General features: G+C 43.9%; 8 protein-coding genes. All 8 read right to left on the bottom strand.

Annotation, left to right across the window (positions count from 1 at the left end):
- Positions 1 to 10: 10 nt before the first annotated feature.
- The 8 genes from CO686_RS02030 to CO686_RS01990 all read right to left on the bottom strand — a co-directional run bounded on the left by CO686_RS02030 (position 11) and on the right by CO686_RS01990 (position 10,384).
- Entirely contained in the window at positions 11 to 991 is a 981-nt protein-coding gene (locus CO686_RS02030) for an acetylxylan esterase (protein WP_049500113.1), read from the bottom strand.
- Between the two features lie 317 nt (positions 992 to 1,308).
- Positions 1,309 to 3,324, bottom strand: a complete 2,016-nt coding sequence (recG, locus tag CO686_RS02020; RefSeq protein ID WP_049500116.1) for an ATP-dependent DNA helicase RecG — start codon at positions 3,322 to 3,324, stop codon at positions 1,309 to 1,311.
- 17 nt (positions 3,325 to 3,341) lie between these two features.
- On the bottom strand, positions 3,342 to 4,445 hold the full coding sequence (gene alr / locus CO686_RS02015; RefSeq protein WP_049500117.1) for an alanine racemase: 1,104 nt from the start codon (positions 4,443 to 4,445) through the stop codon (positions 3,342 to 3,344).
- Positions 4,435 to 4,797 (bottom strand): holo-ACP synthase, encoded by a 363-nt coding sequence (acpS, locus tag CO686_RS02010; RefSeq protein ID WP_049520474.1) that lies wholly within the window; start codon positions 4,795 to 4,797, stop codon positions 4,435 to 4,437. Before acpS ends, alr begins: the two co-directional genes overlap by 11 nt.
- 44 nt (positions 4,798 to 4,841) lie before the next feature.
- Positions 4,842 to 5,873 carry a 3-deoxy-7-phosphoheptulonate synthase gene (locus CO686_RS02005; RefSeq protein WP_096753437.1) on the bottom strand — a complete coding sequence of 344 codons (1,032 nt, stop codon included), beginning with the start codon at positions 5,871 to 5,873 and terminating at the stop codon, positions 4,842 to 4,844.
- Between the two features lies 1 nt (position 5,874).
- Entirely contained in the window at positions 5,875 to 6,906 is a 1,032-nt protein-coding gene (locus tag CO686_RS02000; RefSeq protein ID WP_000231312.1) for a 3-deoxy-7-phosphoheptulonate synthase, read from the bottom strand.
- 78 nt (positions 6,907 to 6,984) lie between these two features.
- Positions 6,985 to 9,498 carry a preprotein translocase subunit SecA gene (gene secA, locus CO686_RS01995; protein ID WP_045616788.1) on the bottom strand — a complete coding sequence of 838 codons (2,514 nt, stop codon included), beginning with the start codon at positions 9,496 to 9,498 and terminating at the stop codon, positions 6,985 to 6,987.
- A gap of 130 nt (positions 9,499 to 9,628) precedes the next feature.
- On the bottom strand, positions 9,629 to 10,384 hold the full coding sequence (locus CO686_RS01990; RefSeq protein ID WP_049550301.1) for a DNA alkylation repair protein: 756 nt from the start codon (positions 10,382 to 10,384) through the stop codon (positions 9,629 to 9,631).
- Between the last annotated feature and the right edge of the window lie 37 nt (positions 10,385 to 10,421).

The raw sequence follows: 10,421 nt of genomic DNA, 5'->3' as shown, positions 1-10,421 counted from the left end.
CTCTCATTCATTATCTTGCGTACTTAAAAGGAATCTCACTACCACAGAGCCAGTTATAAACTTGGTCATTGACAAAAACATTCATGGCTTCGTGGGCATACTCAGGCATGATGCGATAGGCCTTGTCGCAAGTTAGGCGGTTGTAAATAGCAAACTGGGTAATAGGATAGCAGACATCGTCGTCCAAGCCTGTAATCATCTTGACCTCACCTTGAATGCGATGGGCAAGATTTTTCACATCGATATAGGCGAGGGTCGCCATGATTTCCTCCTCTGTTTCATGGAAAGGATCGTGAAACTTGAAATAACGGAAGAGTTCATCATATGCTTCACTGGTATTGCCAATCTCAAGCACTCGTCTAAAATCAGACAAGAAGGGATAGATGGCAACTGTTCGCTGAATCCGAGGATTGAGAGCAGCTGCAACCAAAGCTAAAGCCCCTCCTTGTGAGGCACCATAGCTAGAAAGTCTTTTCTCATCCACCTGAGATAGACTAGCAACAATTTCAACCAACTGGTAAATATCCAGATAAACATCCTTATAAAAGAGATGTTCACGACCTTCCACAGCACCACGGATGATATGCCCCTTCACCGTATTTCCTAGTGGAGAGCGCAAGCCGTCTTGCGAATAGCCCGACTGGCCACGAACGTCCATGGAAACAACACCGTAACTAGCCACGGTGAAGGACAACATATCGGCCCAGTCCCAACCACGCCCCATATAGCCATGGAAATAGAATATTAGGGGAACTTTACCCTCACTCTTTGGAAGGACGACGCGTGCGTAGACCTTGCCTTCATTGGTTCCTTCAAAAGTGAGCTCATAGCACTTGACTTGGGGAATATGGAAATCTCTTTCCTCCAACTGGTAGGCTGGAAGAGATGAAACTTTTTTGACTTCTTCATCCCAGAAAGCATCAAAGTCTTCTGGAATCTCATCCCGTCCTAGATAGTTCTTGATTTCTTCTAACAAAGCTGGATTTTTCATAGCATGCTCCTTTAGTTTTGTAATCGCTATCATAACTCTAGCATATCTAGGAAGGCAATGCAAGAAAGAATACTAAATAGAAAGTGATTTTAGATTCTCTTTCCTTAAACCTATCGTCTAAAAGTAGTTTTAAAAATAAAAAGAGCGTTTCCGCTCTCTGTGTATCAATAGGTGCTAGCTCCTTTCTCTAGTTTGACGGTTTGGAATTTCTTTTGGTAGGTTACTTTAATAGTCATGTGAGAGTCCTCGTTTCTTTTTGATGACTCTAGTATAAGACCCAAACCTAAAAGCTAGCTTATAGATTTCTTAGAAAAGGCTTAATCCAGATGTTCTCTCTTTTCTAGGTGGAGAGCAATCATGCGCCATTCTGGATCCTCTTGCCAACCTTCTATCGAACTAATGTAGCTGGCAACTTTTCTGGCTTCTTCTAAAATCGGAAAATCTTCGATGATATCCGCCACTTGGAACTCCGGCAGTCCTGACTGTCTGGTTCCAAAAATCTCACCCGATCCGCGCATTTTCAAATCTTCCTCAGCAAGGACAAATCCATTGGTCGTTTCTGTCATGATGCGCATGCGGTCCTTCCCAGAATCCGTCTTGGGATTAGCCACAAGAACAGCATAGGACTGCTTGTCCCCCCGACCCACACGGCCTCTGAGCTGGTGAAGTTGGCTGAGACCGAACCGGTCGGCATCCATGATAATCATGACGGTCGCATTAGGGACATTGACCCCAACCTCGATAACAGTTGTCGAAACGAGAATATCTGTTTTTCGCTCTTTGAAATCCTGCATGATTTGGTCTTTTTCATCACTTTTCATTTTACCATGTAAAAGAGCCACTTCAGCCTTACCAGCAAAATGAGCTGTCAACTCCTCTGATAAGGCAATGGCATTTTTCAGATCCAGGGCTTCTGATTCTTCAATCAAGGGAGAGATGACGTAGGCTTGAGAACCTTTTTGAATTTCTCCCTCTAACCAAGTCAAGACCTGAGGCAGCTGCTCATGCTTAATCCAGCGAGTAACAATAGGCTTCCGCCCTGCTGGCATCTGGTCAATAATAGAAACATCCATATCACCAAAGGCTGTGATGGCCAAGGTTCGTGGAATGGGAGTCGCCGTCATCATGAGGACATCTGGATTGTCCCCTTTTTCACGTAAAATACGCCTTTGCCCCACACCAAAACGGTGCTGCTCATCGATGATAATCAAACCAAGTCGAGCATAATCTACCCCATCCTGAATCAGAGCATGGGTTCCGATAATCAAATCGGCCTCCCCCTTTGCTATGGTCTCCAAGACTTCTCTTTTTTCTGCAGCTTTTAAGGAACCTGTCAAGAGAGCGAGTTTCAAGTCTGGAAAAAGGCTCTGTAAACTTTCAAAGTGTTGCTCTGCTAGGATTTCTGTTGGCACCATGAGAGCTGCCTGATAGCCAGACGTCACCGCCGCAAACATGGCCAAACCAGCAACCACCGTTTTTCCGCTCCCCACATCCCCTTGTAAGAGACGATTCATGTGGTGGTCGGACTTCATGTCAGCCAAAATTTCCTGCAAACTCTTTTCCTGGGCTTGAGTCAGGGCAAATGGCAGATTTTCTTTAGCAGCTGTCACCTTTCCCTTAGACCAATTCAGAACCAGACCGCTTCCCTGAACTCTATTTTCAGACTTGAGTGACTGCAACTGCATCTGAAAATAAAAGAGTTCCTCAAATTTGATCCGACGAAGGGCCTGCTTGTATTCTGCCAAATCCTTTGGAAAATGCATAGCACGAACTGCCTGACAACGGGACATGAGTTTGTATTTGTCCAGCAAAGACTGGGGAAGATTTTCCTCTATCAAGAGGTCCAACCCCTGATCAAAGGCTGTCTTGATAACCTTGACCAGACTGGCCTGACTGATTCCTTGAGCCAGACGATAAACCGGTTGGAGGTCATCTTCCACTTGAGCTAGAACCTTCATCCCAGTCAAACTGGCCTTGGCACGGTCCCATTTCCCAAAGACAGCAAGAGTTGCACCTAACTCTATCTTATCAGCCAGATAGGGTTGGTTAAAAAAATTCACCGCAAAAACGACCTCTCCCTGCTTGAGGCTAAAACGCAGGCGATTGCGCTTGAAACCATAATACTGGACACTGGCAGGAGTCACTACCTGACCAGACAGAACAGCCTTTTCTCCATCTTCCAACTCTAGCACCTGCTTGGTCTTGAAATCTTCATAACGGAAAGGAAAGTAGAGCAAGAGGTCTTGCAAGTTTTCAATTCCTAGTTTGGCGTATTTCTCTGCTGACTTTGGTCCCACACCAGGTAAGACATGCAAGGGTTGGTGTAGATTCATGCTCCACTCCTTTCTTTTTAATAATATTCTCTCGGAATGCGGTCGCTGAGGAGACAAACCACCTCATAGTTAATAGTTCCACGATAGGTCGCTACCTGAGTAGCTGTGATTTCCTGGTCACCGTTGGAGCCAATTAAGGTTACTTTTGTTCCTAGAGGGTAAACCTTAGGTAATCGAATGGTGATTTGATCCATTGAAACCCGACCGACGACTGGGCACGCTTGTCCATCTACCAAGACGGAGAAATTCTGCATGTCTCGTGTCCAACCATCCGCATAACCGATTGGCACCGTCGCAATGACTTGCTCACTATCTGCCTGATAGGTCGCCCCATAGCCCATGCAAGCTCCAGCCGGAACTGTCTTGACATGAACAAGGGCAGACTCCAAACTCAAGGCTGGAGTCAAATCATAGGGCAAGTCCAAGACCTCTCCACTAGGATTCAGGCCATACATAGCGTCTCCCATACGAACCGCATTGAAAATAGTCTCTGCATGCCAAAGAGTCGTGGCAGAATTGCTGGCATGAACCATCTCTGGCACTTCCTTCATACTTGCCAAAATAGCTTTAAATCGTTCTAACTGGGTATTAAAATAAGTGTCTGATTCTTCATCTGCAGTCGCAAAGTGGGTAAAAATCCCCTCAACACGAGCGCCGTGTTGTTGGAGCAAGGCATGAGCCTGATCCGCTTCACTGGCTTCTCTAAAACCAATTCGTCCCATTCCTGAATCAATCTTGAGGTGGACAGTTAAGCCAGATAAATCTGTCTCCCTAGCTAAGAGCGCTTGAATCCATTCCAGTCCAGCCACTGTCATGGTGATGTCGTATTCTTTAGCTAGGTCAACGGCTTCTAGCTCAGAAACTCCTAAGATGAGAATTTTCTTGTTAAGTCCAGCCTGACGAAGTTCAATAGCTTCATCAATATTGGAAACACAAAATCCATCAACATCATTTTGAATAGCCTTGGCAACGGCAACTGCTCCATGACCATAGGCATTGGCCTTGACCACTGCCCACTTGAGCGTTCCTTCAGGGATATGATCACTCATTTGCTGGATATTTTGTCGAATGGCTCCCAGATATATCAGAGCCTTGGTCGGTCTATGTGGACTAGCTTTCATGATTTTCCTCCAAAATGACACTGGCTGTCACAAACTGATCTGTATGGCTGATCGATAGCCAAATCTTTCCTGAAAATGGCGCCTGACTAAAATAAGGCGCGCCTCGTTCATTGTTCAAAACTTCCAAATCCTGAAAGGTCAGTTTGCCAATTCCTGTCCCCATAGCCTTGGAAAAAGCCTCCTTAGCCGACCAACGACCTGCCAAGTATTCGATTTGTCTGCGCCCTTTGAGACTGGTAAAGCGCTCCATTTCCTTAGTAGTCAGCACCCGCTTGGCAAAGCCATTGTGCCGTGTAACTGCTCGTTCTATCGAAGCCAATTCTTCGATGTCAATTCCGTGTCCAACTATCATACTCATAAAAGGAGCTGAGATTCCCCCAACTCCATCCTTTTCACTTATTTTGTTAAGGTAGTATAAATTTCTTCTACCAAGGCTACTGTATTTTCCCAACCTAGACAAGGGTCAGTTATGGAGTAGCCAAAGACCTCTGGTTGGTTTTGACGACCATCTGCTAGGTAAGATTCGATCATAAAGCCTCGAACCGTCTTTTTAATCTTTTCATTCCAGTCACGATTCAGCAAGGCTTGACGAACAATGCGAATTTGTTCCATATACTGCTTGCCAGAATTGTCATGATTGGTATCGATGATAATGAAGGGATTTTCAAGTCCCATAGTCTCATAGCGATTGATGGCATTTAAGAGGGTTTCATAGTAGAAGTTGGGTTCATTTTTACCATATTCGTTCATGGCGCCACGAAGAATAACGTGGGCCAAGGGATTTCCTGAAGTCTCCACTTCTTGGCCATGGTAAAGGAAGGTTTGCTTGTTTTGAGCTGCATAGATAGCATTAAACATAACCCCAAGGTTTCCGGATGTCGGATTTTTCATCCCAACTGGAGCATCAATCCCAGAGGCTACAAAGCGGTGTTCCTGGTCTTCCACTGAACGAGCTCCTACAGCATGGTAGCTGACCAGATCATCGACCAAAAGGAGATTAGACGGATAAAGCATCTCGTCAGCCGTAGTCAATCCCGTCTCCGTAATCACACGGTAGTGGAGCTGACGAACAGCCTGCAAACCATTGATGAGACTAGGAGCCTCACTAGCATTTGGCTGATGAATCAAACCCTTATAGCCATCTCCATTGGTACGAGGTTTAGCTGTATAGACACGCATGACGATAAAGATTTTATCCGCAACTTTTTTCTGCAAGTCAGCTAAACGGCGGGCATATTCCAAAACAGCCTCTTCATTGTCAGAAGAGCAAGGTCCCATTACCAAAAGAATTCGGTCGTCCTCACCCGAGATGATGGCTGCCAACTCTTGATCTCGCACTTCCTTATAACGCAAGACTTCAGGTGACAACTGGGTCGCAGCCTTGATTGCTTCAATATCAATTTCTTGACCTTTTTCGATAAATGCCATCTTACTCTCCTAGCGTTTGGTAAATTTCGCGAACAAGTGCTTCTGTGTTGTCCCATCCTAGACACGGATCTGTAATGGACTTACCAAAAACTTCTGGCTCATTTTGACGTCCATCTTCTAGATAGGACTCAATCATAAAACCACGAACATATTTTTTGATCTTCTCATTCCAGTCACGGTTAATCAAGGTCTGACGAACGATACGGATTTGATCCATGTACTGCTTGCCCGAATTATCATGATTGGTATCGATGATGATAAAGGGATTTTCCAAGCCCATCTTTTCATACTGATCAATGGTATCCATCAAATTGTCATAGTAGTAGTTAGGAATATTTTTCCCGTATTCATTCAAGGCACCACGAAGAATGGCGTGGGACAATGGATTCCCTGTTGTTTCCACCTCTTTACCGAGGAAGAGGAAACTCTGTTTATTTTGCGCTGCGTAAATCCCGTTAAACATAACATTGAGATTTCCAGATGTGGGATTTTTAAATCCTGTTGAAAAGTCTGCTCCACTCGCTACAAAACGGTGCTGTTGATCCTCTACAGAACGAGCTCCAACAGCCATATAAGAAATCAAATCATCCACCAGCGGAAGATTTTCAGGATAAAGCATCTCATCAGCTGTTGTCATTCCCGTCTCGGTAATCACACGGTAGTGCAGTTGGCGAACAGCCTTGATCCCATTGATCAAGCTAGGAGCTTCTGTCGCATTTGGTTGATGAATCAAGCCCTTATAGCCATCTCCATTGGTACGAGGTTTAGCTGTATAGACACGCATGACCATAAAAATACGGTCTTTGACCTCTTCTTGCAAAGTAGATAGACGCTTGGCATACTCGAGAACCGCCTCTTCATTATCAGATGAACATGGTCCAATCACCAAGAGAATACGCTGGTCCTCCCCACGAATGATGGCTTCCAATTCCTGATCACGTTGATTTTTTCTCGCAAGAGCCGCTCCCTCTAATTTAGACAAGGCGCGAACTTCTTCAATGTTAATTTTAGGACTTTTAGCTTTAAATACCATGATTCATCTCCTTATAAAGCAAACGGACACCAAGCAAAAAATGATTTTTACCAGGTATCCGCTGTATCTTATCTCATATTATTGTCTCTTACCATGACAGTTCTTGAATTTCTTACCTGATCCACATGGGCATTGGTCGTTTCGTCCGATTTGGCTCAAGTCCAAATCTTCTGGAAGGCTTGCCTGCTGCGCTGCGATATTACGAGTCGCAGTTGTACTGATATTGTGTTCAACTTGCGGACGTTCTTGTTCATGGATTTGTGCTTTCATCATCAAACGAGTCACATCGAATTCAATCGATCCAATCATGTCGTTAAACATGCGGAAACCTTCTGCTTGATATTCTACAACTGGGTTGTTTTGAGCATATCCACGAAGACCAACAGCATTTCGCAACTGGTCAAGAGCATCGATATGGTCTGTCCACTTGTTGTCTACAACACGTAGAATCAAGACTTTTTGGAATTCTTTCACTGCATCTTCGTCACGAAGCTTAGCAACTTGGCTGTCATAGACTTTCAAGGCACGTTGGAAAAGTTCATCTTTGATAGCTTGGTCTGACAAACCTGCAAGGTCTGAACGGCTAATTGAATCTTCTGGAAGCAAGTTATACTTAGCAAAGTTCAAGATCGCTTCCAATTTTTCATCTTCTTTCGAACGTGCATGTGCATCCACGATACGGCCAATTGTTCGACGGATCATAGCATGGATTTCTGGTGCCAAGTCACGATCTGCAGTAATGACATCATAACGTTGTGCATAGATGATCTCACGTTGTTCACGCATAACGTCGTCGTATTGAAGGACTTGTTTACGAGTGTCGTAGTTGTTTCCTTCGACACGTTTTTGAGCTGCTTCAACTTGACGGGTTAACATGCGAGATTCGATGGCTTCGTCAGACATATTCAGACGTTCAAAGACACCTTTCAAACGTTCTGAACCGAAACGTTTCATCAAATCATCTTCAAGAGACAAGTAGAATTGTGACTCACCTGGGTCTCCTTGACGACCTGAACGTCCACGAAGCTGATTATCAATACGGCGACTTTCGTGGCGCTCAGTACCGATAACGCAAAGCCCACCAAGCTCACGAACTCCTTCACCAAGCTTAATGTCGGTACCACGACCGGCCATGTTGGTTGCGATGGTAACAGCACCACGTTGACCAGCGTTCATGATGATTTGCGCTTCTCTATAGTGGTTCTTCGCATTCAAGACTTCGTGAGGAACACCTGCTGCTACTAATTTCTTAGAAAGGAAGTCACTCGTTTCAACGGCAACTGTACCTACCAAGACCGGCTGACCTTTTTGGTAACGAGCTTTTACATCTTCAACTACAGCCTTAAATTTCGCATCAAGACTTGCATAGAGAAGGTCTGAGTGGTCGATACGTTGAATTGGACGGTTGGTTGGGATTGGGATAACACGAATGTTGTAAATTTCGCGGAATTCTTCTTCTTCTGTTTTACCAGTACCTGTCATACCTGCCAATTTCTTATACATACGAAAGAGGTTTTGATAGGTAATAGAAGCTGAAGTCTTGGTCTCATCTTGGATTGGCACACCTTCTTTTGCTTCGATCGCTTGGTGCAAACCATCCGAGTAACGACGACCTTCCATGGTACGACCTGTAAATTGGTCGACGATCAAGATTTCCTGCTCTTCACTAACCACATAGTCGATATCGAGAATCATGATATAGTTGGCACGGAGGGCATTGTCGATAAAGTGAGTAAGAGCTACATTTTCAATGTCGTAGAGATTTTCTAGTTTGAAGTAGCTTTCTGCCTTGTCAATACCAGAGTCTGACAAACCGATCGTCTTAGACTGAACGTCAATGATATAGTCGTCCTTGTCCAAAGATTTCACGAAGTGGTCTGCCATATGGTAGAGTTGGCTTGTTTCAACTGCATTGGCACCTGAAACGATCAATGGTGTACGAGCTTCGTCGATCAAAATAGAGTCAACCTCATCGACCAAGGCATAATTGAGTGGACGTTGCACCATGTTTTCTGCACGAACGACCATGTTATCACGAAGGTAGTCGAAACCAATCTCTGAGTTGGTTGAGTAGGTAATATCGCAAAGATAAGCTTCTTTTTTCTCCATTGGAGATTTTGCTGCCAAGTTGATCCCTACTGACAGACCGAGCCATGAGTACAATTCACCCATTTCAGTCGCGTCACGTTCTGTTAGGTATTCATTGACTGTAACTACGTGAACCCCTTTACCTGCAAGGGCATTGAGGTACACTGGCATAGTCGCTGTCAAGGTCTTCCCTTCACCCGTACGCATCTCTGGAACGTCACCATGGTGAAGAACAATCCCACCCATGACCTGAACCTTATAAGGGAAGAGCCCAAGGACACGTTTTGCAGCTTCACGAACTACTGCAAAAGCCTCATATAGCAATGAATCAAGTGATTCACCCTTGTTGTATCGTTCTTTAAATTCGTCAGTTTTCGCTTTTAGTTCTTCGTCTGACATTGCAGCCATTTGGCTCTCATAGTTAAGAACCTTATCAGCCATTTTTTCCAGACGACGAAGTTCTCCTTTATCATTTTCAATAATCGTTTTTAAAATATTAGCCATGATTTTCCTTACTTTTTATTCTGAATATTTTAGAATGTTCTTTTAATTTTAGCATATTTACCATTATTTTTCAAGAAAGAATCCTTAATTTACAACGGAAAAGACCAGTCAAAATTCAGCTTTTTTTGCATCAATCTTCTGTTGCTATTTTTTTGTTTTTTGTTCGTGAGGCATGCTTGATGACCCAGGCACAACTTGGACTCAAATCCTCCTTTTGCCAAGTTTGAAGTATCTTTTCAAACTTATCAGGATCTTCCTTGTACAAATCATTTAGATTATTGGCTACACTTTTTTGAATAGACTTGTCTCTATCATCTTTTAGATCGGTCAGAATAGTGGTAAACTCCTCAAAATAATCCAATACCACGGTTTGTCTCTTAGCCCAAGGCAGACGGATACGCATACATTCGCTGGCAAGTCTACGAACGCGCAAATTTTCATCCCGACTCCATTCTAACAGCAAAATCATTGTAGCCTTAGGATAGCGAGCCAGCAAAGGTCTCATAGAAAATTCCCCAGTAAATCGCTTGGTTAGTTCCTTACTAAAGGCCGCGCTCAATTCAAATTCCTTGTCCCCATGTAGCTCTACATATTTTCCGATTGGCCAAAGCCAATATCCTTCTGAGAACATACCTAAACCACCCTCTAACTCAGGACCCAAAATTTTCTCAAAAACCTTGAGAGAGTCCTGATAAGATAGGGGAAGACAATCTTTGATACCTCTAGCCAAGAGTTCTTGACGCTGGCTAAACTCCAACTCTTCCAAGTCTTTTTCTAACAAGAGCCTAAACTTTTGTCCATCAAATGCAGGGGACGCTTCTTTCAACCGTCGACTCAAATCACTAGCATAAGCTAAGTCATAATAATCTTTTACTTTTTTAGCCATTTTTCAAATCCCTTAATCTTCATTTTACGGGACTTAT

Origin of the sequence: Streptococcus oralis (assembly GCF_002386345.1) — a bacterium.
Taxonomy (GTDB): domain Bacteria; phylum Bacillota; class Bacilli; order Lactobacillales; family Streptococcaceae; genus Streptococcus; species Streptococcus oralis_S.
The sequence above is the reverse complement of the archived record's forward strand: the minus strand, read 5'-3'. Positions and strand labels throughout refer to the sequence as shown.